The 24,607-nt window shown below is 45.6% G+C and carries 25 protein-coding genes; 17 read left to right on the forward strand and 8 right to left on the reverse strand.

The genetic code is table 11. The annotated features are described in order from the left end of the window. The first annotated feature begins 13 nt into the window (after positions 1-13). The 4 genes from ACRD67_RS00360 (at position 14) to atpG (ending at position 3,638) form a co-directional block, all read left to right on the forward strand. Positions 14-508, forward strand: coding sequence for a F0F1 ATP synthase subunit B (locus tag ACRD67_RS00360; RefSeq protein WP_430964960.1), 495 nt, complete (start codon positions 14-16; stop codon positions 506-508). A gap of 7 nt (positions 509-515) precedes the next feature. Then, entirely contained in the window at positions 516-1,055 is a 540-nt protein-coding gene (gene atpH, locus ACRD67_RS00365) for an ATP synthase F1 subunit delta (protein WP_430964961.1), read from the forward strand. 57 nt (positions 1,056-1,112) lie between these two features. Further along, the gene (gene atpA / locus ACRD67_RS00370) at positions 1,113-2,690 is read left to right on the forward strand and encodes a F0F1 ATP synthase subunit alpha (RefSeq protein ID WP_430964962.1); all 1,578 of its coding nucleotides are present in this window, start codon (positions 1,113-1,115) and stop codon (positions 2,688-2,690) included. 87 nt (positions 2,691-2,777) lie between these two features. Further along, the gene (atpG, locus tag ACRD67_RS00375; RefSeq protein WP_430964963.1) at positions 2,778-3,638 is read left to right on the forward strand and encodes an ATP synthase F1 subunit gamma; all 861 of its coding nucleotides are present in this window, start codon (positions 2,778-2,780) and stop codon (positions 3,636-3,638) included. 72 nt (positions 3,639-3,710) lie between these two features. On the opposite strand, the gene ACRD67_RS00380 is transcribed toward atpG, so the two are convergent. Further along, positions 3,711-5,360, reverse strand: a complete 1,650-nt coding sequence (locus ACRD67_RS00380; protein ID WP_430964964.1) for a sulfatase family protein — start codon at positions 5,358-5,360, stop codon at positions 3,711-3,713. A 161-nt stretch (positions 5,361-5,521) separates the two neighbouring features. On the opposite strand from ACRD67_RS00380, the gene ACRD67_RS00385 reads away from it, so the two are divergent. The 8 genes from ACRD67_RS00385 (at position 5,522) to ACRD67_RS00420 (ending at position 12,897) form a co-directional block, all read left to right on the forward strand. Then, positions 5,522-6,013, forward strand: coding sequence for a hypothetical protein (locus ACRD67_RS00385; RefSeq protein ID WP_430964965.1), 492 nt, complete (start codon positions 5,522-5,524; stop codon positions 6,011-6,013). 69 nt (positions 6,014-6,082) lie between these two features. After that, positions 6,083-7,543: a lipopolysaccharide biosynthesis protein gene (locus ACRD67_RS00390; protein WP_430964966.1), complete on the forward strand. Its 1,461-nt coding sequence runs from the start codon at positions 6,083-6,085 to the stop codon at positions 7,541-7,543. Further along, positions 7,540-7,974, forward strand: coding sequence for a dUTP diphosphatase (gene dut, locus ACRD67_RS00395; protein ID WP_430964967.1), 435 nt, complete (start codon positions 7,540-7,542; stop codon positions 7,972-7,974). Before ACRD67_RS00390 ends, dut begins: the two co-directional genes overlap by 4 nt. A 69-nt stretch (positions 7,975-8,043) precedes the next feature. Beyond that, positions 8,044-9,060, forward strand: coding sequence for a sugar phosphate nucleotidyltransferase (locus ACRD67_RS00400; RefSeq protein WP_430964968.1), 1,017 nt, complete (start codon positions 8,044-8,046; stop codon positions 9,058-9,060). A 59-nt stretch (positions 9,061-9,119) separates the two neighbouring features. Then, complete coding sequence (locus tag ACRD67_RS00405; protein WP_430964969.1) at positions 9,120-10,028, forward strand: tetratricopeptide repeat protein; 909 nt, start codon at positions 9,120-9,122, stop codon at positions 10,026-10,028. 7 nt (positions 10,029-10,035) lie between these two features. After that, positions 10,036-10,818, forward strand: a complete 783-nt coding sequence (lolB1, locus tag ACRD67_RS00410) for a lipoprotein insertase outer membrane protein LolB1 (RefSeq protein ID WP_489672312.1) — start codon at positions 10,036-10,038, stop codon at positions 10,816-10,818. Position 10,819: 1 nt separating this feature from the next. Continuing rightward, positions 10,820-12,049: a murein hydrolase activator EnvC family protein gene (locus ACRD67_RS00415; RefSeq protein ID WP_430964971.1), complete on the forward strand. Its 1,230-nt coding sequence runs from the start codon at positions 10,820-10,822 to the stop codon at positions 12,047-12,049. A gap of 11 nt (positions 12,050-12,060) precedes the next feature. Continuing rightward, positions 12,061-12,897: an aldo/keto reductase gene (locus tag ACRD67_RS00420; RefSeq protein WP_430964972.1), complete on the forward strand. Its 837-nt coding sequence runs from the start codon at positions 12,061-12,063 to the stop codon at positions 12,895-12,897. 13 nt (positions 12,898-12,910) lie between these two features. On the opposite strand, the gene ACRD67_RS00425 is transcribed toward ACRD67_RS00420, so the two are convergent. Then, positions 12,911-13,423, reverse strand: coding sequence for an acyl-CoA thioesterase (locus tag ACRD67_RS00425; protein WP_430964973.1), 513 nt, complete (start codon positions 13,421-13,423; stop codon positions 12,911-12,913). A gap of 57 nt (positions 13,424-13,480) precedes the next feature. Next, the gene (locus ACRD67_RS00430; protein ID WP_430964974.1) at positions 13,481-14,422 is read right to left on the reverse strand and encodes an HU domain-containing protein; all 942 of its coding nucleotides are present in this window, start codon (positions 14,420-14,422) and stop codon (positions 13,481-13,483) included. A 108-nt stretch (positions 14,423-14,530) separates the two neighbouring features. Between ACRD67_RS00430 and dprA the strand changes: the two genes are divergently transcribed. Next, positions 14,531-15,634, forward strand: coding sequence for a DNA-processing protein DprA (gene dprA / locus ACRD67_RS00435; RefSeq protein WP_430964975.1), 1,104 nt, complete (start codon positions 14,531-14,533; stop codon positions 15,632-15,634). A 161-nt stretch (positions 15,635-15,795) separates the two neighbouring features. Here the strand turns inward: dprA and trpS are convergent, their stop codons facing one another. Further along, entirely contained in the window at positions 15,796-16,764 is a 969-nt protein-coding gene (trpS, locus tag ACRD67_RS00440; protein ID WP_430964976.1) for a tryptophan--tRNA ligase, read from the reverse strand. A 196-nt stretch (positions 16,765-16,960) separates the two neighbouring features. On the opposite strand from trpS, the gene ACRD67_RS00445 reads away from it, so the two are divergent. Next, a complete protein-coding gene (locus ACRD67_RS00445) occupies positions 16,961-17,728 on the forward strand; it encodes a lysophospholipid acyltransferase family protein (protein ID WP_430964977.1) in 768 nt (255 codons plus the stop codon). A 62-nt stretch (positions 17,729-17,790) separates the two neighbouring features. Here the strand turns inward: ACRD67_RS00445 and ACRD67_RS00450 are convergent, their stop codons facing one another. The 4 genes from ACRD67_RS00450 to recA form a co-directional block, all read right to left on the reverse strand. Beyond that, on the reverse strand, positions 17,791-19,317 hold the full coding sequence (locus ACRD67_RS00450; protein ID WP_430964978.1) for an outer membrane beta-barrel protein: 1,527 nt from the start codon (positions 19,315-19,317) through the stop codon (positions 17,791-17,793). 48 nt (positions 19,318-19,365) lie between these two features. Continuing rightward, the gene (locus ACRD67_RS00455) at positions 19,366-19,932 is read right to left on the reverse strand and encodes an RNA polymerase sigma factor (protein ID WP_430964979.1); all 567 of its coding nucleotides are present in this window, start codon (positions 19,930-19,932) and stop codon (positions 19,366-19,368) included. A gap of 34 nt (positions 19,933-19,966) precedes the next feature. Continuing rightward, positions 19,967-20,401 (reverse strand): hypothetical protein, encoded by a 435-nt coding sequence (locus ACRD67_RS00460; protein ID WP_430964980.1) that lies wholly within the window; start codon positions 20,399-20,401, stop codon positions 19,967-19,969. Positions 20,402-20,488: 87 nt separating this feature from the next. Further along, positions 20,489-21,496 (reverse strand): recombinase RecA, encoded by a 1,008-nt coding sequence (recA, locus tag ACRD67_RS00465; protein ID WP_430964981.1) that lies wholly within the window; start codon positions 21,494-21,496, stop codon positions 20,489-20,491. 302 nt (positions 21,497-21,798) lie between these two features. Between recA and trhO the strand changes: the two genes are divergently transcribed. The 3 genes from trhO (at position 21,799) to ACRD67_RS00480 (ending at position 24,605) form a co-directional block, all read left to right on the forward strand. Continuing rightward, positions 21,799-22,830 (forward strand): oxygen-dependent tRNA uridine(34) hydroxylase TrhO, encoded by a 1,032-nt coding sequence (gene trhO / locus ACRD67_RS00470; RefSeq protein ID WP_430964982.1) that lies wholly within the window; start codon positions 21,799-21,801, stop codon positions 22,828-22,830. A 130-nt stretch (positions 22,831-22,960) separates the two neighbouring features. Beyond that, the gene (locus tag ACRD67_RS00475) at positions 22,961-24,130 is read left to right on the forward strand and encodes a PSP1 domain-containing protein (protein WP_430964983.1); all 1,170 of its coding nucleotides are present in this window, start codon (positions 22,961-22,963) and stop codon (positions 24,128-24,130) included. Then, positions 24,123-24,605 carry a gliding motility lipoprotein GldH gene (locus ACRD67_RS00480; protein ID WP_430964984.1) on the forward strand — a complete coding sequence of 161 codons (483 nt, stop codon included), beginning with the start codon at positions 24,123-24,125 and terminating at the stop codon, positions 24,603-24,605. The genes ACRD67_RS00475 and ACRD67_RS00480 overlap by 8 nt, the downstream gene beginning before the upstream one ends. The last annotated feature ends 2 nt before the right edge of the window (positions 24,606-24,607 follow it).

Genomic DNA, 24,607 nt, shown 5'->3' on the forward strand with positions numbered 1-24,607 from the left:
TAAAGCATAACATATGGATTTAATTAAACCGGAAATAGGACTCATCTTTTGGACGGCATTGACTTTTGCCATTCTACTTTTTGTGTTGAGAAAGTTTGCCTGGAAACCCATCCTTGGTGCGGTAGGAGATCGTGAAGATTCCATTAAAAAAGCGCTGGCCGAAGCCGAAAATGCCCGTAAGGAAATGCAAAACCTCCAGGCGGACAATGAACGCATTCTGAAAGAGGCACGGGCGGAACGTGAAGCCATGCTCAAGGATGCCAGGGACATGAAAAACAAAATTGTCTCCGATGCCAAGGAACTGGCCCAAGTAGAGGCCGATAAAATGATCCAGCAGGCACAGGCCACTATTGAAAGCGAAAAGAAAGCTGCGGTCACCGATATCAAAAACCAGGTAGCCAATCTTTCCCTGGAGATTGCGGAGAAGGTAATCAAGGAGCAACTGTCCAACAAGGACAAGCAGCTACAGCTTGTTGAAAGTATGTTGGGCGACATCAAACTAAACTAAGCGAAGCATGAACGAGTCAAGAGCGGCCATTCGATACGCAAAAGCCACCTTGGAACTGGCAACGGAGAACAAGGCGGCCGATGCTGTTGAGCAAGATATGCGAACCGTGGCCAAGACCATTTCCGACAGCAAGGAGCTTCAGGAGATGTTGGCGAGCCCTGTGGTGACGGCAAGTATAAAACAAGATGCCTTGAACGCAATTTTTGAGGGCAGCCATGCCATTACACAAGGTTTGATCGCTACCTTGACCACCAATAAAAGAGTACCCCTGTTGAATGAAGTGGCGCTAAAATATATTATCCTCAGTGAGAAATTAAAGGGAGAGCACGTGGCTTTCGTTACCACAGCGGTCCCTATGACCGATGCTTTGGAAAAAAGCGTCTTAAAAAAAGTGGGCGAGCTTACAGGAAACAAGGTAACCTTGGAGAACAAGGTGGATGAAAACATCATCGGAGGTTTTGTATTGCGCGTGGGCGATTTACAATATGATGCCAGCATCGCAAACAAGTTGAGCAACCTAAAGAGAGAATTTACAAATACATTATAATAAAATATCGGGATAAAGGGAGTTAACTCCCACATCCAAAATCTTATATCTAGAAAAATGGCAGGAGTAAAAGCCGCTGAGGTATCAGCAATATTGAAAAAGCAATTATCGGGATTTGAAGCTACCGCTTCCTTGGACGAAGTAGGTACCGTATTACAAGTAGGTGATGGTATCGCAAGGGTCTACGGCCTATCCAACGCCCAGTATGGCGAATTGGTAGAGTTTGATGGTGGTCTTGAAGGTATCGTTCTTAACCTGGAAGAGGATAATGTTGGGGTGGTATTGCTAGGCCCGTCAAAGGAAATCAAGGAAGGTGCTACCGTGAAGCGTACACAGCGTATCGCGTCCATTAATGTGGGCGAGGGCATTGTAGGCCGCGTTGTGGACACTTTGGGAACTCCTATAGACGGTAAAGGTGCCATTGCTGGGGAGCTATACGAAATGCCATTGGAGCGCAAAGCGCCAGGTGTTATTTTCCGCCAACCGGTAAATGAACCCCTGCAGACCGGGGTAAAGGCGATCGATGCCATGATTCCGATCGGAAGGGGACAGCGAGAACTGGTAATTGGTGACCGCCAAACGGGGAAGACCACCGTTTGTATCGATACCATTTTGAACCAAAAAGAATTTTACGATGCCGGAGAGCCGGTATACTGTATCTACGTTGCCATAGGCCAAAAGGCATCTACCGTGGCAGCCATAGCCAAAACTTTGGAAGACAAGGGCGCATTGGCCTATACCACCATTGTAGCGGCCAATGCCTCCGACCCTGCTCCCATGCAGGTGTACGCCCCTTTTGCGGGAGCGGCCATCGGGGAGTATTTTAGGGATACAGGAAGACCTGCGTTGATCATTTATGATGATCTCTCCAAACAGGCCGTTGCCTATCGTGAGGTTTCCCTCTTATTGAGAAGACCACCGGGACGCGAGGCTTACCCTGGGGATGTATTCTACTTGCACTCCAGATTGTTGGAACGCGCCGCCAAGGTGATTTCAGATGACGATATCGCAAAGAACATGAACGATTTGCCGGAACCTCTTCGTCCTATGGTAAGAGGAGGGGGATCGTTGACAGCATTACCTATTATTGAAACACAGGCGGGTGACGTATCGGCCTATATCCCGACCAACGTAATCTCCATTACGGATGGGCAGATATTCTTGGAGCAGGATCTGTTCAACCAAGGGGTACGACCTGCGATCAACGTGGGGATATCCGTATCGCGTGTTGGGGGCTCTGCCCAGATAAAGTCCATGAAAAAGGTAGCGGGTACGCTTAAATTGGACCAGGCCCAGTTTAGGGAACTAGAGGCGTTTGCCAAGTTTGGATCCGATTTGGATGCGGCAACCTTAAACGTTATTGAAAAGGGGCGCCGTAATGTGGAGATCCTAAAACAGGCGCAGAACGACCCTTTTACCGTTGAGGATCAGGTGGCCATTATCTATGCAGGCTCAAAAAACCTGCTGCGCGATGTGCCCGTGGAAAAAATAAAGGAATTTGAAACCGATTTCATAGAGTTCTTGAATACGAAACATAGGGATGTATTGGATTCCTTGAAAGCAGGGAAGTTGACCGATGAGGCCACGGATACCCTCACGATGGTATGTAAGGATTTGGCGAGCAAATATAGCTGAAAGGTAAATGTTTCGGGTTGATTGGGATTCTGGTCGGTATTGTAAGGAATTCATAACTCCATCACCCATAATTCATAACTCAAAAAAATGGCCAATTTAAAGGAAATACGGAATAGGATAGCATCGGTATCTTCTACCATGCAGATTACCAGTGCCATGAAAATGGTCTCTGCGGCCAAACTGAAGAAGGCCCAGGATGCGATTACCGCCATGCGCCCCTACGCCAACAAACTTACCGAACTGTTGCAGAGCTTAAGCGCCAGTTTGGATGCCGACTCGGGCAGCACGTTTTCCGATAATCGTGAGGTAAACAAGGTACTGGTGGTTGCTATAACATCAAACCGTGGATTGTGCGGGGCCTTTAACTCCAATATCATAAAACATGGCGTTGTCCTGGCTAATGAAACCTATGCGGGGAAACAGGTAGATTTCCTAACCATAGGGAAGAGGGGTAATGACATTTTGGCCAAAAAGCATCAGGTGATTGCCAATCACAGTGGAATTTTTGATGACCTCACCTTTGACAATGTAGCCAAGGTGGCGGAGGAGTTGATGGAACTTTTCGTAAACGGCTCCTATGACAAGATTGTGATTGTATACAATAAGTTCAAAAATGCAGCTACCCAACTGGTCATGACCGAGCAGTTTTTGCCCATAGTTGCTGTGGAAGATGGTACAAGTACGGCGGCCGACTATATTTTTGAGCCGTCCAAAGTGGAGATTGTGGAACAGTTGATACCTAAGTCCTTAAAGACACAACTGTTCAAATCCGTTCGGGATTCCTTCGCCAGTGAGCACGGGGCCCGTATGACGGCCATGCACAAGGCCACGGACAATGCCTCGGAATTGAAGGATCAATTGACCCTTACTTATAACAAGGCGAGACAGGCCGCCATTACCAATGAGATATTGGAGATAGTAGGAGGGGCCGAAGCGCTTAATAATTAAAAGAACAGGGCAGGAACATAACCCGGTAAACATATAAAAACCCGCCAATCGGCGGGTTTTTTAATTGAGATATCAGTGCTTGTCGGATTTCTCCAAAGGTGGGCGTATGTTGTTCTTTTTGTGCAGTTCTATATAATACTTATCCAACTCCTCGGAATCCTTGTACTGGACGCGAAGCGCCGCCAGCTTTGTCTTTAGTTCGGCTACCACATCGGCATAGGCCGGGTCGTTATAAACATTGTTCATCTCGCTGGGGTCCTTTTTGCGATCGTACAGTTCCCATTCATCAACATCGTAATAGAAATGGGCCAACTTGTAATCAATGGTAACAATGCCGTAGTGCCTTTTAACTTGATGAACCGCAGGGTATTCGTAATAGTGGTAATATACCGCATCGCGGTCCCAGGCGGCATTGTCACTGGTCAATAAGGGCATAAGGCTTTCGCCCTGCATATCTTCCGGCGCTTTGATTTGGGCCGCTTCCAGGAATGTTTGTGCAAAATCGAGGTTTTGGACCATCTGTTCATTGGTAATGCCCGCCTTAATTTCGTTGGGCCAACGCACCAACAAGGGGGTTTTAAAGGACTCTTCATAAATAAAACGTTTGTCGAACCAGCCGTGTTCACCCAAATAAAATCCCTGGTCCGAGGTGTATACCACCATGGTATTGTCCGCGAGCTCGTGTGCATCCAAATAATCGAGCACCCTGCCTACATTGTCATCCACAGAGGAAACACAGGCAAGGTAATCCTGCATATACCGCTGGTATTTCCAACGCATTTTTTCCTCCGTGGTCATGGAAGGCCAATTTTCCTTGAAGGATTGGTTGATGGAATCCAGAATAGGGTCATAGAGGGCACGTTGCGCGGCGTTTGCACGCCCGTAAGGCCCATAAAAACCATTTGGATACTCGCGCACGGCAGGCTCCAAATTGGACATCGAGGCCGTGGTCTCCGGCCTAATTTTGCTGTCGTGGTTGTACATCATATCATACAGCAAATTCATCTCCGCGGTTTTGGCGGCGGTTCCCCTATTGGCGTAATCATCAAAAAGGGAAGCCGGCTCAGGAAATTCCTTTTGAACAAACTCCTTAAATTTTTCCGGACTTGGCCACCATGGCCTATGCGGCGCCTTGTGGAGGTACATCAGCATAAAGGGTTTTTCGGGGTCTCTTTGCTGATCTATCCAATTGATGGTAAGGTCGGTAATAATGTCCGTTACATAACCCGTAATGGTGGTATCCCCCTTGCTGGTAATAAAATCGGGATTGATATAGGAGCCCTGCCCGGGCAGGATCATAAATTCGTCCACCCCTTTCGGGTTGTTTCCAAAATGCAGTTTTCCGAACATGGCCGTTTGATAGCCCGCTTGCTGAAATAGCTGTGGAAAGGTCACCTGGGTGGTGTCAAAAGGCATCTGATTGTCAATTTTTCCATTGATATGGGTGTGCTTTCCGGTGAGGATGGTAGCGCGGGAAGGCGCACAAATAGAGTTGGAGACACAGGCATTGGTAAAGGTAATGCCCTCTTTGGCCAAGCGATCAATATTCGGAGTTTCGATGAGCTTATCGCTATACGCGCTGATAGCCTGATAGGCATGGTCATCGGACATGATAAAAATGATGTTCGGTTTTTCCTGGATCATGGGTTCCTTCTTCTTTGGGGATAACGTTATGAACAAAAGAACAAGGACGAGGAGCGACAGGTTTATTAGGGTTTTCATAGAGGTTGTTTATGGTACCGGTTTCTAAAGTTACTAAAAATGCCCGCTATTTTACAAAAACCTTTATCAGGCATGCTATAGCATCTATGCTGAAGCGCATATGACAGAATTTGGCATCAAATTTGGATGAACAGTACCAATAGGGATCAATTCGACAAAAAATGAGACATTTAGGTTGTATTTTAATTGTACTTAGCATGGGACTGTCCGGATGTTCATCGCAAAAAAAATTGGAGCGCAAGGCCCCTTTTACCTTGGGACCGGCAAGCTATCAGGAATGGACGGGCGGTATTGAGGAGGACATTTCTGGACGTACGGTAAGGATTCCAATTGCCCATTTAAAAGGAGACATTCTGTTTAAAACCCTGTTTTTTCGAGGAAGAAGTGCGGAACTCCAAACGGAGCGGGTAAATGACCAAATGTTCGTGTTGGCCAAATTTGAGGACCCCAAAATGTTGAAACCCGACATCATTATGCATGCAGACCCCAAAAGGGAAGTAGGCAACCAACCCCCTATACTGAACGTCGGGAATCGCGCGGAAATTCCCTTTGAACTGGAAAGGGACCAAGCGGTAATGAGCTATCTGGAAAACGGCTTGGAAAAATTCATAAAAATTTACGGAATTGAAGAGCGGCCTGGGCAGATCTACTAGGAGGTGGCTGTTACCTAACTTTGTTTACAGGGTTTAAATACCTATTTTTAGGCCCTAACTGTACACCTTTTGACACTGTTTCAAAAACTTTTCAAGCAAACCTTTATCTATGGTTTGGCAACGGTGTTGCCAAGAATGCTTTCTTTTATTTTGGTGCCGCTATATACCGAGGTAATGGCCCCTGGCTCCTATGGTGAGGTAACCCTGATCTTTGCCTGGTTCGCCATTTTTAATGTAGTACTGGCCTATGGTATGGAAACGGCATTCTTTAGGTTCTATAGCAAATCCGACAATAAGAACAGCGTGGTTTCAACCGCCTTGGTTTCCCTAGGAAGTACCACAATGGTCTTTGCACTGTTGGCATTGGGCTTTCAGGAAAGTCTTGCCGACTTTTTGAACATTGACCCCCAATACATTCAATACGTCATTTTTATTTTGGCCTTGGATGCGTTGGTGGTAGTGCCCTTTGCTTGGCTCAGGGCAAACGAGAGGCCTGCCCGCTACGCGGTAGTAAAGATCACCAATGTGGCCGTTAATTTGGGACTGAACATCTTTTTGTTGTTGGTATTGCCGGGTCTGGTGGAAGCTGAACCGGAAGGTGTTTTCCAAAGTATATACAGGCCCAATTTTCAAATTTCCTATATCTTCATCTCCAACCTTATCGCCAGTGGCATCACTTTTTTAATGATGTTTCGCATATATCTTCGAAGACCTTATGTGTTTGATGCCGTACTTTGGCGAAGGATGATGAAATACGCAGCTCCCGTCATGATTGCGGGAATTGCCTTTACGATCAACGAGGTCTTTGATCGGGTAATGTTGTCGGAACTATTGCATCCGGATGTTGCCAAGGATGAAATTGGAAAATATTCCGCTTGTTATAAGCTGGCGCTGTTTATGACGCTGTTCGCCACGGCCTTTAGGATGGGGATAGAACCTTTTTTCTTTAGCCATTCCACTTCGGAGAACCCACAAAGGGCCTACGCCCAGATTACCAATTACTTTGTCATTTTGGGAAGTATAATTTTATTGGCCGTGGTGGTTTTTGCCGATGTCCTAAAGATTATTTTTATACAGGATTCGGCCTATTGGGAAGCCATGACCGTGGTTCCCATTATCGTCTTGGCCAGTTTCTTTTTAGGGATTTATCACAACCTGTCGGTTTGGTACAAGGTCACGGACCGGACCAAGTTTGGGGCCTATATTTCGGTTATCGGGGCCATTTTGACCATTGTTATCAATTATACCTTCATTCCTGACTTTGGATATAGGGCATCGGCAATGGCCACACTGGTCGCTTACGGCACTATGATGTTCCTTTCTTTCTTTTTTGGACGAATGTACTACCCAATTCCCTATAACTTTCGAAAAATAACGTTCTACCTGGTGTTATCCATCGTATTTTCCGTATTGTCCTTCTATATTTTTAACAGGAATTTAATCGTCGGCAGCATCTTACTTTTAGTATTTTTGGGCCTGGTGTATAAGCTGGAAAATGATAAGCTGAAAAAAATATTCTTGAGAAAATGAAAATCAATATAATCAACAGGTCGGATCATGACCTGCCCCATTATGAAACCCTGGCTTCGGCGGGAATGGACCTCAGGGCCAATATTATTGAACCTATAACGTTACAACCTTTAGAGAGGGCGATCATAAAGACCGGACTTTTTATTGAACTTCCCATCGGGTTCGAGGCCCAGGTAAGACCCAGAAGCGGCCTAGCGGCCAAAAAGGGAATAAGCGTACTGAATGCCCCGGGAACGATAGATGCGGATTATCGGGGAGAGATCGGGGTGATATTGATCAACCTTTCTTCCCAACCTTTTGTGGTGGAAAATGGGGAACGGGTGGCCCAATTGGTGATTGCCAAACATGAACGGGCCGTATGGAAGGAAGTACAGGAATTGTCCGAAACGACCAGGGGCAAAGGAGGCTTTGGGAGTACCGGAACAAAATAACAAACCAAATAAGGTAGCTGCTATACGCTTGCTACCGTGATTTTCAATTCATAAACTAGTGTATAACAAATGAAAATAATTGTCCCAATGGCCGGAAGAGGTTCTCGCCTAAGACCACATACCTTAACGGTTCCAAAACCCTTAATACCGGTAGCAGGGAAACCTATAGTGCACCGATTGGTAAGCGATATTGCGAAGGTGCTGAACGAAGATATCGATGAAATTGCTTTTATTCTGGGAGACCCGGCTTTTTTTGGCCGTGATGTGGAGCAAAGCCTTGAAGCCCTGGCCAAGGGTCTTGGTGCCAAAGCAAGCATTTACCGGCAGTTAGATCCCCTGGGCACGGGCCATGCCATTATGTGTGCGGAAGCATCGCTTTCCGGACCGGCTGTTGTGGCCTATGCCGATACGCTTATACGGGCACAATTTGACCTGGACAAGACCGCGGACAGCGTTATTTGGACAAAACGGGTAGACAATCCGGAAGCCTACGGCGTAGTAAAGCTGAACGGCAATGGGGAGATTGTGGAGTTGGTGGAAAAACCCAAGGATTTTGTCAGCGATCAGGCGGTCATCGGTATTTACTATTTCAAGGATATCGGTGTGCTTAGGAAGGAGCTGCAATACGTCTTGGACAATGCTATCGTCAACGGAGGCGAGTACCAGATTAATGATGGTATCAAACGGATGATGCAGCAAGGCAGAATCTTTAAAACGGGCACGGTGGACGAATGGATGGATTGCGGCAATAAGAATGTAACCGTGGAAACCAACCGGCGCATGTTGGGCTTTTTGGAGAAGGATAAGGAAACCTTGGTCGCCAAATCGGTTCATTTGGAAAACTCCCATATTATTGAACCGTGCTTTATCGGTGAGAATGTGGTGCTAAAGAACAGTACTATAGGGCCTTACGTGTCTATAGGAGATCAGACCGTGGTAGAAGACTCCTCCATAAGGGACAGTTTGATACAGAATTGTAGCAAAATCCAAAATGCGGACCTAAATCATGCCATGATAGGAAACCACGTGGTCTTCAAAGGTGATTTTGAAACCATAAGCATAGGGGATTATTCGGTAATGGAATAATTGTTGTGGCCGTATAAGGGACCACCGTTTTAATTTAAGGCAGCAAGGGTGCAATGAAAATGAGACCCCATATACTTCTCTTCTACCTCGGAGTTTTTTTTACTCCATGGACAGCCTTTGCCCAAGAAGAGGGCAGTGCCGAACTCTATTTGGAGGCGTATTCCGACAGTTTTCAAGAAAACTTTTTTGAGGCACTGAAGCAAAAGGGAATAGAAAACTATGACAAGGCCATAAACCTACTGTTGGAATGCAAGCGAATTGCTCCGGATGATCCGGTGGTGGATCACGAACTTGCCAAGGCGTATATGGCATCAAAAGACTATGTATTGGCCCAAGGGTACGCCATTTCCGTGGTTAAAGCACGGCCCAAAAACCGTTGGTACCTGAACACCCTGGTCGATATCCTACAAAAGCAGGGCAATACCCTTGAGGGGGTAAAATCGGAACTTCCTTTCAACGATAACGAGCTGCAGCAGAACCTGGCCCTTATCTATTATAGACAGGGCAACTATGAAAAGGCTATGAATGTATTGAGCGCTACTAAAACAACGGCCTTTTCCGATGCCCTTATGTCAAAGCTCAAGGATTCTATGGCCCTGGCCAAACAGACGCCCACAAAAAATGGGCAAAGCAAAGAAGATGTTGTCAGGAACCCGCTAGAGGATTACCGGTCTAAGATCGATCTGCATCTTACCAATGCAAATTTTGTTGAGGCATTGTCCTTGAGCAAAGAAGCTCTGGAGCGTTTTCCCTCACAACCGTACTTTTATTATGCCTATGGCACGGCCCTTAATGAAACCGGGGAGTCAAAAGCGGCCTTGCAGCCCTTACTGGAGGCCCTGGATTATCTTTTGGACGACCCTGAACTGGCCAATAAAATCTATAAAGCGCTCGGGAAGGCCTATAATACCTTGGGAAATACTTCCAAGGCAAATATGTATCTTCGTAAAATAAAACCTGGTTCCTGATATGAAAATGGGTAATTTGGTGGGGTCGCTAAAGTGGACTTGGCTAGCAATCATTATGCTATTGCTTTCTTCCTGTAAGGCCACTAAGATCTTGACGGATGGCGAGATCAATGAGAACCTATCCGCAAAAAACATCATCAAAGGGCACTACAACAATCAGCTGAACTTCAATACACTTCGGGGAAGGTTAAAGATCGACTATTCCGATGGAACCTCCTCCCAAGGATTTAATGTAAGTCTTCGAATAGAAAAAGACAAAGCCATATGGATCAGCGCCACCCTGGGCATCGTAAAGGCCTACATTACCCCGGAAAGAGTAACCTTTTACAATAAGTTGGAAAACGAATACTTCGATGGCGATTTTACCTACCTGAGCAATTTGCTGGGTACGGAACTTGATTTTGAAAAAATCCAGAACCTGCTGTTGGGGGAGGCCTTGTTAGACCTCAGGGAGAAAAAGTACGAGGCTTCGGTATATGGAAATACCTATGAGTTAAAACCCAGGAAACCCATGGAACTTTTTAAGACCCTGTTTCTACTGGAACCCAAGAATTTTAAGATGGCCGCCCAACAATTGTCCCAACCTGGAAAAAAACGGGTACTGGAAATTCGGTATAAGAGCTATCAGGAAATCGACAGGCGTGTCCTGCCGAACGAAATTGCTATAACGGCAGTGGATGATACCCATAAAAATTTGATCGATCTAACCTTTAAGAATATAGAACTAAATAGACCCTTGAATTTTCCATATAAAATACCAAAAGGTTTCAAAGAGATTGTTTTAAAGTAAAATGAGAATAAATCCCTTATACCGACTTTGTTTTGTGCTACTTATGTTCTTATCCATAGGGATATCTACACAGGCGCAGACCAACGAGCAAAAAGCTTTGGAGGCCAAGAGGGAAAGGCTTCAAAAGGAAATACGGGAAATCAATAGATTGTTGTTCGCGGAGAAAAAGGAAAAAGGGAACGTGCTAGATCAAATGGAGTCCCTGGACCAAAAGATCAATGTTCGCCAGCAATTGATACGGGTAACCAACCAACAATCGAACCTGCTGAACCGAAAGATCAACACCAATATCCGCAACATTGGCAAACTTAGGGAGGACCTAAAAACCCTTAAGAAAGAATACGCTGTCTTGATTCAAAAGTCCTATAAAAGCCGTTCAACACAAAACAGGTTGATGTTCTTCTTATCTTCCGATAACTTCTTTCAGGCCTTTAAACGGCTGCAATACATGAAACAGTATACCAAATACCGAAAGGAGCAGGGAGAGCAAATTGCGGCGAAGACAGACACGCTTACCAAATTGAACAGGGACCTCACCGAGCAGCGCAAAGAAAAGGACAAGCTGCTGGCCGAGAACCGATCCGCTAAAAAACAGTTGATGCAGGAAATGGGCATTCAAAAAGACCTGTTGGGCAGCATAAGACAGAACGAGAGCAAATATGCCGCGGCCATCCAAAAGAAAAAACAGGAAACTAAGAAAATAGACCAACAAATAGAGCGCTTGATTCGCAGGGCCATTGCCGCTTCCAACAAAAAAGCCGGCAACCGGGCCACTAGCGGCAAGTTTGTCCTTACGCCGGAGGCCAAAATAGTCGCCGATAATTTTTCGGCAAACAAGGGCAGGCTTATATGGCCCGTGGAAAAGGGCATCAAAAGCCAAGGATTTGGCGTATACAAGGATGCCGTTTACCCGGGAATAAAACATCAGAACAACGGGGTAATCATCGCAACGGACCAGGGCGCCAAGGCACGTGCGGTTTTTGAGGGAGAGGTGATAGCCATACTTGCCGTTCCGGGGGGCAATAAAGGAGTGCAAATAAAACACGGCAACTACATTAGTACCTATTATAATCTATCCAATCTCTATGTTAAGAAAGGGGATAGGGTCACTGCCAAGGACGAGCTGGGCGAAGTATATACCAATCGGTTTAATGGCAAGACACAGCTTAAGTTCTATTTGTATAAGAATACCACACGCTTAAACCCGGAAGACTGGATATATCAATTGTAATCAACAAAAAAATGAGGCAAATTACGGATCTGCAAGGTACCTTTACGCTAAACAATGGAGTTGAAATGCCCTATTTTGGTCTAGGGGTATATTTGTCCGAAGACGGTCAGGAAGTAATCAATGCGGTTAAATGGGCGCTTCAGACAGGCTATCGTCATATCGATACGGCCTCCATATACAGGAATGAGGAGGGAGTGGGCCAGGGCCTTAAGGAAAGTGACATAGCCCGTTCAGAGGTATTTGTGGTAAGCAAAGTATGGAACGCAGATCAGGGTTACGATAGCACCCTAAGGGCCTTTGATGCCAGCTTACAACGGTTGGACCTGGATTATCTGGACCTATATTTGATTCATTGGCCTGTGGCGCACAAATACAAGGAGACTTGGAGGGCATTGGAACGATTGTACAGGGAAAAGCGCATACGTGCCATAGGAGTAAGTAATTTTATGCAACATCATTTGGAAGATGTAATGGAACAGGCCGAAGTCGTTCCTATGGTAAATCAAATGGAATTCCATCCGTATTTGGTTCAACAGCCCTTGCTGGATTTCTGTAAAGCCAAGGGAATACAGTATGAAGCCTGGTCGCCAATGATGCAAGGCAAAATTTTCGCCATGGACAGTTTTAAGGAACTGGCCAGTAAATACAGGAAATCCGTTGCCCAGATCGTATTGCGATGGGACTTGCAAAAGGGGGTGATAACCATTCCAAAATCGGTAAAGGAAGAGCGGATACAGCGCAATGCGGAAATCTTTGATTTTGAACTATCTGCGGAAGACGTGGCCTTTTTGGACAGCTTGGACAAAGGGCAACGCTTTGGTCCCGACCCCGATAATTTTGATTTTTGAGCTGAATGCCCGTTTAATTCGTGAACAGGGCCTTGAGCTCCGTAGCCTCGTTGGGATTCATCTTGCCCGCCAAGACCAAACTTAATTGTTTTCTTCGCAAAGCACCCTCAAAACGCTCCTTTTCCTGTTCGGTTTCCGGCGCTATTGGTGGAACCGCGGTAGGTTTTCCGGTATCATCCACAGCTACAAAGGTATAGATGGCCTCGTTGGCTTTGGAACGTTCCCCGCTAAAACGATCTTCCATCCAAACATCCAGGTATACCTCCATTGAGGTACTAAAGGCTCTGGATACCGTTGCCTCAACGGTTACCACGCTACCCAAGGGCACAGCACGGTTAAATGCGACATGATTAACCGAAGCGGTCACCGTAATTCTTCTACTATGCCGTCTTGCGGCAATACTTGCCGCCCGATCCATTCGGGCCAAAAGCTCACCGCCAAAAAGGTTGTTCAAGGGGTTGGTTTCGCTTGGGAGGACCATATCGGTCATAACGGTTCTGGAATTACTGGGTGTTTTGGAACGCATAGTTGTAATTTTGCACAAAGATACATCGGGAAAAGAGAACGGAAAGCGGAGGAAGGATTATTTTTTGGAGAGCAACCAAGCCTCGCTAGACTCGGTGCGTTTTACTTTTCTCAGGAATTCCAAAGCCTCTTGGGCATCAGTAAAACTGGCATAGGTAACCTGGTGCAAGCCGTATTGATTGGTGCCGATATTGGCGGCATCGAACCCTCTTTTTTGAAGTTGCAGCACCTTCTTATCAGCGTTTCCAGCAATTCTAAAGGCTCCGGCGATTACATGATGGGTCCTGCGGTTCTTTTTTACCACCTCTACCGTAAGACTCGGCAGCTCTAGCGGCGCGGTATTGAAGAAGGTTGCTTCCTGTATGTTCTTGGAAAGTTGTTCCTGAGCCTGTTCCCTTACCAACTCCTGCGTACCCAGATTCTCATTGTAGAACTTATATCCCGTAAGTCCCGTGGAAACAGCTAATAGAAGGATGGCCGCATATTTCAGATAGGGCCTATACGAGGTTTTTTTGCGTTGTTCCGGGGTAATGATAAACGGAATTTTTTCTTCCAGCGCCACCACTTCCTCTTTTAACTCCTCCCGTACCACAGGAACAGAAACGAAAGAGGACATCCCATAGGAAGCGGTTAAATAGTTGGTCTGATAAGAAGGCTGAAATTGGATTTTGCCCTCCTTATTCAACCATAGTTCTCCGATATTGGATAACTGCAAACGTTCCTTTTTTAATGTTTGCCTCCATAACTTCACCGTTGCCTGAAGCTGTTGGAGCACTTCCTCATAGGTTCTTTTTTCCGCCTCAGCCATATAGGACACCAACAATCCATCATTCGTGGAAAGTTGTTCGTTAAAGGCAAGGGTTTTTGAGGGGGGGTAAAAGGTATTGGTGGCCTTGTGGATAACGGCAGACTTGGGTTGCGTAAGAAACGCACCAAACTGGGGCACAACCACACAATTGTACCTATATAGAAGCTCTCCTATATAGTTTTCCGTTCCCATAGGAACAAATATTGCAAAAATTCCAAAGGTTCTATGCACCATACCTAACTTTTTATTAACATTATACCATATGCGTTTTGTGAACAACTAACCAAAAGGAATTCGTAAATGACTAAAGATGAACTAGTTGCGGTCCTTCGTTTGCAGAATATCCCAAATATCGGCGACGTTAAGGCAAAAAAGCTAATTGCCCATTGTGGTGGTCCAATTGCAGTTTTTCAGGATAAAGTGCAGCGGCTCTTAAAAATAGAGGGAATAGGCTCCCTCACGGTCAAACATTTGCACGATACCCAGTATTTACGGGCGGCGGAAGCCGAATTCCGATATATTGAGAATCGTAATATTTCCTATTCCTACTTTGGGGACGCCGACTACCCCGCTTATTTAAAACATTGCTTGGACGGCCCTATCCTATTGTTTAAAAGGGGCAATATTGACCTTAAGGGACGTAAGGTGATCAGCGTGGTGGGCACTAGGAACATTACCAGTTACGGAGCTAGCTTTTGTGAAGAATTTATGGCCCAATTGGCCCCTTTAAACCCGGTGATCGTGAGCGGATTTGCCTACGGAGTGGACATCTGTGTACAACGGGCGGCCCTTGCCAATGGATTGCAGACCATAAGTTGCTTGGCACACGGACTTAACCAGACCTATCCCAAAATCCACCGGAAATACGTAAAGGAAATTGAAAAAAACGGGGGATTCATAACGGAGTTTTGGAGTACTAGCCAGCCGGAAAGGGAAAACTTCCTTAGAAGAAATCGGATTATTGCCGGTATAAGCGAAGCAACGGTTGTTGTTGAGTCTGGCGAAAAGGGGGGCAGTTTGGTCACAGCAGACATTGCCCATAGCTACAACAGGGATGTTTTTGCTGTGCCTGGGCGAATTAAGGACAAGTATAGTGTAGGCTGTAACAAGCTGCTAAAGCAGCAAAAAGCACATATAATGACCTCCGCTGCGGACCTGGTCTATCTTTTGAATTGGGAAGTGGCCGAAAAAAAGGCCACAGGGGTACAAAAGCAGCTGTTTGTGGAGTTGGATGGAATTGAAAAGGTAATCTATACCTATCTGCAAAAAGAGGGCAGGCAACTTATGGACCGGATAGCCTTGGAATGTCAAATTCCAATTTTTAAGGCGTCCGCCACCCTTTTGAACATGGAAATGAAAGGGGTTATACGTCCGCTGCCGGGAAAATTGTTCGAAGCGATCTAGCATTTTAACCGACCAAACGGTTTTTCCCTAAGAATTAAGGCCTGCTCAATGCATTGTTTCCAGTACTTAATCGATAAAAGGGGTTGAGAAATCCGAAGTCAGACAAAAACAGGGCGCAGCTTGGGATGTTAAACCGACCGAGTGGTTTTTTACCCGCTAAATCAGTACCCCAACCTGTTCCTGACCCTGTCCAGTACGGTATCAGCCACTTTTCTGGCCTTTTCGGCCCCTACAAACAGTGCTTCGTCCACTTCCTTGGGGTGGTTTATGTAATAATCGAATTGTTCCCTGGCCTTGCCGAATTTTTCAAGAACAAGCTCAAAAAGCGCCTGCTTTGCATGTCCATACCCATAATTACCGTTGGTGTAATTGGAGCGCATTTCATCAATTTGCTCGGCCGAAGCGAGTATTTTATAAAGGGCGAATACGTTATCACTGTCGGGATCCTTCGGGTCTTCCATAGGAGTACTGTCCGTTATGATGCCCATAATTTGCTTCCGCAATTTTTTATCGGGTTGAAAGATATCGATGATGTTCCCCTTGCTTTTGCTCATTTTTTCACCATCGGTACCGGGAACGTACATCGTCTCCTCCTGAACCTGGGCCTCGGGCAGTACAAAGGTCTCCCCCAATTGATTGTGAAAACGTGAGGCCACATCACGTGTCATTTCCAAATGTTGCAATTGATCCTTACCTACCGGAACGATATGGGCATCGTATAGAAGAATATCGGCCGCCATCAACATCGGATAGGTAAACAGACCGGCATTAACATCCTCCAAGCGATCGGCCTTGTCCTTAAAGGAATGGGCAAGCGTTAACCGTTGATATGGAAAAAAACAGCTGAGATACCAGGCTAGCTCTGTAACCTGTGGCACATCACTTTGACGGTAGAAGACGGTCTTTTCAATATCGAGCCCAAAGGCCATCCAAGTCGCGGCGGTTGCATAGGTGTTGGCGCGAAGTGTGTTTCCGTCCTTTATCTGGGTGAGCGAATGCATATCCGCAATAAAGAGAAAGGATTCGTTTTTTGGATCTTGAGCCATGCCAATTGCAGGGATTATTGCGCCCAAAATATTGCCCAGATGAGGGGTCCCCGTACTCTGTATTCCCGTAAGGATTCGTGCCATTTAAATGAATTAAGACCTCAAAGGTAAAAGAAATCCGATTAATTCGGGCATCGGTGCCAAAGGAAATAAAACCACAAAAATACTTATTGGTATGTTTTGAGGGCTTTCTCGCGGTCGCTGGCATTATCGGCCAAACAAGGATTCCAACACAAAAAAGATGAAAGGAATACTGCGCTAAATTAGTATTTTTGGCCCTATGCTTTCCCTTTTGAAAAAAACTGGCTATACCCTCTACCGTATTTGGTTTTATATTTTGGTTACCCTTCCCATCGCACTTTTTTTTCCATTCCTCTTGTTGTCTACCCTTTCCGAAAGGACCTATCCCCAGTTTTTTTGGCTGGCCCGCAACCTATGGGCAGCACCTATTCTTTATGGCATGGGGTGTTTCCCAAGGATTATCCGGGAACAGAAGATGGTTCGGGGAAAGAGTTATATGTTGGTGGCCAACCACACCAGTATGCTCGATATTATGCTCATGCTCAGAACAAGTAAAAACCCCTTTGTCTTTGTGGGAAAGAAGGAATTGGTGAAGATTCCCATTTTTGGGTTTTTTTATAAACGGGTCTGCATCATGGTAGATCGTGAGGACAGCAGGAGTAGAACAGGGGTCTATATGCGGGCGCAAAGAAGGTTGGGCCAAGGCCTGAGCATTTGTATTTTTCCCGAAGGCGGGGTCCCCGAGGAACATGTGCTGTTGGACGAATTTAAGGACGGCGCCTTTAAGATGACCATAGCCCATGGCATTCCCGTTGTTCCCATTACCTTCTATGACAACAAAAAGCGATTTTCGTTCACCTTTTTTAGCGGGGGTCCGGGTAGGACCAGGGTAAGGGTACATACTTTTTTCAAAACGGATCAACTGAAAGAGGAGGATAAATCCATACTGCGGGAACAGGTGAGAAATGTGATTCTACAGGAACTAAAGGCCGATATGGGCCACAAAGAACCAGAAAAAACGCCCTGACGGTATCGCCAGGGCGTCAAAGGCGTTATTGCTTGGGGCAATAACTAACCTAACCAACCTCTTTAAAATTTAAAATTGAGCCCGCTGTAGACACCTATGGAAAACGGTCTAAAACTGCCAGCCGTTTCCGAAAAAGTGTTCAGTTGATATTTAAATACAGGCTCCACATTCAATTGTACCTTAGGGTTAAACTTATAATTTATACCAAAACCTATGTTTGTACTAAAGTTTACACTGTTTAAATTATTGGCCTCCCCTACTTCTGTGGAAAGTCCGTTGCCCACCAACGTAATGGAATTGTCCACGAGGAACAGGGAGCTTACACCGCCAACGATGTTTACCCCAACTTTTTTATCTACCAGGGCATAGTTGAGTTCCAACGGTACTTCCAGGTAACCAAATTCCTGTACCATCCTACCATCTACCGAGGGAACATCCGCAGCAAACTCAAGGTTGGCCGACGCAAAATCGAGATTACCATCGGCCTTGCTCTGCACCACCAAATTTCTAGAAGCTTGGGCATAATTAATATTATCAATGATGTCATTGGTAGAGCCATCTATGGATGAGGAGAATAAGATTTCATCGGTATCGTAGCCATAATCCACTCTGTGGACTCCCGTGCGGACGCTCAATTTCTTGCTGAGCTCGTAAGAAACGGAAAGCCCATAACTGAGATTTAAATTCCCGGATTTGGAATTGGAGGCAAAGCTCGAATGGATCGGAGATCCCTCGCCGAAGGAATCGAAAAATACCGGAGCTACATTTGGTCCTACGGACCATTTACCACCCTTGTTTTCTGTTACCAGGGTTTCCTCTTCCTGTTCCGCAATGGCTTCGAAAATAGATTTTTTATTTGCTTCTTCCGCCGTATTCTCTTCCTTTTGCCCTTGAGCTTCCGCTATTCCCTCCGTCCTGGAAGGGTTTTTCAAGTTGGATTCAACAGGGAGTCCATCCTTGCCCTTTTCCTCCACAGGGGTATTCTCCCCCACGCTGTCCGGGTCGTTCTTGGTCCTTCCTTCCGTCATTGCCACCACATTTTTATCCCTGTCAACAGGGACCTGATTCTTGCTTATATCCTTTTGTGTGTCCGTCGCGGCAATTTGGGTCGTTTTGTTCCTTGCCGACCCCTTCACGTTCGCAACTTGGGTTTCTTTTTCGTTTGTTCCTTTATCCGTACCTGCCAATTGTGCGTCTTCACCTGTGTCCTGGGGGGATGTATTCAAGGAGGGCGTTTGCTGGTCTTCCTTGGTACCGCTCTCGGTGTTTTCCGGGGATGTTGCTACTTTTTCATCAGCCGTTTCGGGGACCTCAAAACTGTCCCTAAGTGTACCGTCGTTTTCCTCGACCTGGGGCGTATCCGTAATAATGGTATCACCTTCCGTATCGCTCAAGGGGTCTGTCAAATAAAATACAATGGCCAATAGCGCAGCCACACCGCCAAGCCTCCACCAAATGGGGATTACCCTGCGGGTTTTTTTCTTTTGGTCCAGGGAAGTAACAATGGCCTTCCAGACTTTTTCGTCGGGAACTTCACCAAAGTCCTTCAACTTTGCTAGGAACAAATTGTCAATTTTTTTCTTACTCATGTTGCAATGAATTATGCAATTTTATATGTTCTTTCCCTCTTCAAGACCTTATACATAAGACCCCAAAAAAAAGACCAGCATACCAACGATTACCTTGGTGCGGTCGGTCTCTATTTTTTCTTTTAAAATCATTCTTGCCCGTGCAAGATTGGATTTTGAAGTTCCGGAAGATGTGCCCAACAGCCCCGCAATTTCCTTATGTGTATATCCATCCAAAACGTATAGATTAAAGGTAAGCCTGTACTTGTTGGGCAATTCCTGTATATATTGCAACAGGGTCGCCAAACTAATATCGGCATAGCCCGAATCTACTTCGGCCTCTTCCTGGATATTTTCCGAGACCACGTTTAAATATTCCTCCTTACGGTACTTCTGCAACACGGTATTCACCGTAATCCGTTTGATCCAACCCTCAAAGGAACCTTTGAACTTAAACTGGTCGATTTTGCTGAAAATGGTCATAAAGCTATCATGCAGATTATCCTCCGCTTCCGTTTTATTGCGGGAGTACTTAAGGCAGATACCAAACAGAATACGGGAATACTTCCTATAAAGCTGTTCTTGGGCTGTTCTATTGCCTTTTTTGCAATTGGCTATGAGTTCTTCCAGACTCAAAATACGTGTTGGTTAGATTATCTACTTACTTAAATCAATTGATTGGCGTTGCATTGACAGGTACCTCCACTTCTAAATATTGAGATTCCCCATCCGTGTCTTCACCGGTCCAAAACCGAAATAAGTAGGTGTCTGTAAACAAAGCGATAAAGTCAAACGAGACCTCCACCTCGGCTGTTTCCTGGGAGCACGCCTCATCGGCCCTAACGGCACCGATTACGACCACATTGCGGACCGTTGTGTCCGGGTTGCTAATATCAAATCCTTGAAAGCTGGTGCAACCGTTCGGCCTTAAATAGGTGACGCGTATTTGATGGGTGCGATTTAAATCAAAGGATTCCGGAACCTCCACGCTTACAATCTGCAAGGGAACAAAATTGAAACTTACTCCATCATCAATATCGCATGATGTAAAGAGGAGTGTTGCCAGAGCAATAAAAAGGATAAAAAAGATCTTCTTTACAGCCATCTTTACTTTTTTAGTTTAAAGATGTTGGGCCTTGACAAAGGTTGCGTAGTTAAAAGAGCAAATCCGCCGAAATACCCGAATTTTGGTTTAGGCCTTTACCACCTTGATGGCTTCCTTTATTTTGGTTTCCAATTCTTCGGAGAGCTCGGGGTTATCTTGAAGTAGGCTTTTTACCGCATCCCGTCCCTGTCCCAGTTTGGTGTCGCCATAACTGAACCAGGAACCACTTTTCTTGATAATTTCATATTCTACCCCCAGGTCAAGAATCTCTCCGACCTTGGAAATCCCTTCGCCGTACATAATATCAAATTCGGCCGTTCTAAAGGGCGGGGCCACTTTGTTCTTCACCACCTTTACACGGGTCTTGTTGCCCTGAACGCTTCCGTCGGTATCCTTGATTTGGGTAGACCTTCTGATATCGAGCCGCACCGAGGCGTAAAATTTGAGTGCATTGCCCCCTGTGGTCGTTTCCGGATTTCCGAACATCACCCCAATTTTTTCACGCAATTGATTGATAAAGACCACCGTGCAATTGGTCTTGCTTATGGTAGAGGTCAGCTTCCGGAGCGCCTGTGACATGAGGCGTGCATGAAGTCCCATCTTGGAATCGCCCATTTCCCCCTCTATTTCACTTTTTGGGGTCAAGGCGGCGACGGAATCGATAATGACAATATCAATGGCACCGGAACGAATTAAATTATCGGCAATCTCCAATGCTTGCTCCCCATGGTCGGGCTGCGAGATGATCAAATTATCGATATCCACACCCAAGTTTTTCGCGTAAAAGCGATCAAAAGCATGTTCCGCATCAATAAAGGCCGCTATACCACCGTTCTTTTGGGCCTCCGCCATGGCATGCAGGGTAAGTGTGGTCTTACCCGAAGACTCGGGACCGTAGATTTCTATTACCCTACCCCGAGGATACCCACCAACGCCCAAAGCAACGTCCAGACCAAGGGAACCGGAAGGAATTACTTCCACATCTTCAACAACACTATCTCCCATCTTCATAACGGCACCCTTGCCGTATGTCTTATCCAACTTGTCAAGGGTCAGCTTAAGGGCCTTTAATTTTGCGTCTTTTTCGGTACTCATTTCATATAATCTTAGGGATGCTAAATTAGCATTTCTTTTTGCATATCCCAACGGGCACGCAACCTTTTTGGAAAACCTGTATCTAAGCTATAAAAGTGCTATAGTTCAAAGATATACCATGGCTGTAAAAGGCCCATGGGCAGCGGTGGCCACGACCCTAGGTTTAAATTCTGTGAAAAAGAAAAAATGGAGTGGTCTTCAAAGAGCCTTGAAAATTTTCAAGGCTCTTTTTAATTTATAGACCGTATTATGATTATTTTTGCACCCTAAACAATTTCTTCAACTTAATCTAGAGGTATAGCATGCAACTGTACAATACATTAAGCGCAAAGGAAAGGGCTGCATTGATCGAAAAAGCGGGAAAGGAACGCCTTACGATTTCTTTTTATGCCTATGCGCATATTCACAACACGACCATATTTAGGAACCATTTGTTTATTCACTGGAATGCACTGGACGTCCTGGGCCGCATTTATGTGGCCCATGAGGGAGTAAATGCACAACTATCCGTTCCTGCCGAGAATTTTGAGGCCTTCAAAAATCACTTGGACAGTATTCGTTTTTTGGAGAATATCCGCCTGAACATAGCTATTGAACAGGACAATATGTCTTTTTTAAAGCTTAAGGTAAAAATCCGAAAAAAGATCGTGGCAGATGGCTTGGATGACGACACCTTCGATGTTACCAACAAAGGGACGCATGTAAATGCCAAGGAATTCAATGCGCTTATTGAGGATGACGATACCCTTTTGGTTGATATGCGCAACCACTACGAAAGTGAAATAGGACACTTTGAGAATGCCATCACCCCTGATGTGGATACCTTTCGGGATTCACTCGATATCATAGAAAAAGATCTTGCAGACCATAAGGAGGACAAGAAATTGGTCATGTACTGTACGGGTGGGATCCGATGTGAAAAGGCAAGTGCCTACTATAAGCACAAAGGCTTTAAAAAGGTGTATCAATTGGAAGGGGGCATTATTGAATATGCACGACAAGTAGAGCAACAGCAACTGGAGAACAAGTTTAGGGGCAAAAATTTTGTTTTTGACCACCGAAGGGGCGAACGTATTTCGGAGGATATCATTGCCCACTGCCATCAATGTGGGAAGCCCTGCGATACATATGTAAACTGTGCCAATGAAGCCTGCCATTTGTTGTTCATTCAATGCGAAGCATGTGCCAGGGCCATGGACAACTGTTGCTCGGACCAGTGCAAACAGGTGCACAACCTGCCTTTTGAAGAGCAAAAGAAATTAAGAAAGGGGAAAGGCGCAAGCAACAAGATTTTTAAAAAAGGACGTTCCGAGGTCCTGAAATTTAAGAAGTGAATCCCAAAAATCCGTTTTTACCACGTCCTTGGCATTTCGCATCCGCTACAATTTGTACTATCTTTGGGGAAATTAGTATGAACCTATTTTAGCAAAAACAACGGGTTTTTGTTAAATCAAGATATAGATTATGGGTTGTAGCAGTTGTTCGACCGGTAAAGACGGACAACCGCGTGGATGCAAGAACAATGGTACTTGTGGCACAGATGGTTGTAACAAATTAACGGTTTTTGATTGGCTTTCCAATATGTCCCTACCTACTGGGGAAAAACCATTTGACTGTGTTGAGGTGCGGTTTAAAAATAGCCGAAAAGATTTTTTCAGGAATCCGGATAACCTATCCCTCTCCATAGGGGATATCGTCGCCACCCAGGCAAAATCGGGCCATGACGTAGGCATGGTAACGCTTACCGGAGAGTTGGTAAGGGTGCAGATGAAAAGGAAAAAGGTGGATGCGAAGGATAGCGACCTTCCCAAGCTATACCGCAAAGCTTCCCAAAGGGATATCGATCAATGGCAAAAATGCAGGAACCGGGAAGAGGAGATAAAAAAACGCTCCCGGGAAATAGCCATTATTTTGGGACTGCAAATGAAGATTTCCGATGTAGAGTTTCAGGGCGATGGCTCCAAGGCCACCTTCTACTACACCGCAGAGGAACGGGTAGACTTTCGCCAGTTGATCAAGGATATGGCAAAAGCCTTCGGCATTCGAATCGAGATGCGCCAAATAGGTTATCGGCAGGAAGCACAACGCTTGGGGGGAATCGGGTCCTGTGGCAGGGAGCTTTGTTGCTCCACTTGGCTGACCGACTTTAGATCGGTAAGCACCGCGGCTGCACGCTACCAGCAACTCTCCCTCAATCCCCAGAAACTTGCCGGACAATGCGGCAAACTAAAATGTTGCCTTAATTATGAGTTGGATGTCTATCTCGAGGCCCTAAAGGATTTTCCAGGACATGATAGCAAGCTCTTTACGGAAAAGGGCCTAGCCTTTTGTCAAAAAACGGATATTTTCAAGGGAACCCTCTGGTACTCCTATAAGGACGAACCGGCCAATTGGCATGCCCTCACCAAAGCGCAGGTTCACGAAATCCTCGAAAAAAACAAAAAAAAGGAGAAGGTGGCCAGTTTGGAAGAATACGCGGCAGACAATATACAGGAGGAAAGATCGGTCTTCGAAAATGTTGTAGGGCAGGATAGCCTTACCCGTTTCGATAGGCCCAAGAACACTAGAAAGCGAAACAAAAACAAGAACAAGAAAAGAAGGAACCAAAGAAAAAGACCTGCCAAAAATGCATAAGTTTATCGCTATCAGCATACTTTTCATTTTGCTTCTTTCCTGCAATGAGCGCACGGTGCATTCCGAGTATCAGGCAACAAAGGGAAACAGCTGGAGCAAGAATGATACGATCAAGTTTTCTTTTTCCGAACTGGATACGGTAATACCCTATGATATGTTCATCAATATCCGGAACGATAATACCTTTCCCTATAGCAACCTTTTTTTAATAACCGAGCTCACCTATCCGAACGGCGAGAGCGTAAGGGATACCCTGGAGTATGAAATGGCCATGCCAGACGGGCAGTGGTTGGGGAAAGGATATGGGAGTATCAAGGAGAACAAATTATGGTACCGGGAAAACATCGTTTTTCCCGATACCGGCGTATATACTTTACTGCTGTCCCATGCCATGCGAAAAAACGGAAGTGTGGACGGGGTGGTAGATTTGAGCGGCATTGTCGATGTCGGTTTCGAAATTGAAAAAAGCAAGTAATA

This window comes from Eudoraea algarum (assembly GCF_050589645.1).
GTDB lineage: Bacteria > Bacteroidota > Bacteroidia > Flavobacteriales > Flavobacteriaceae > JBNGOQ01.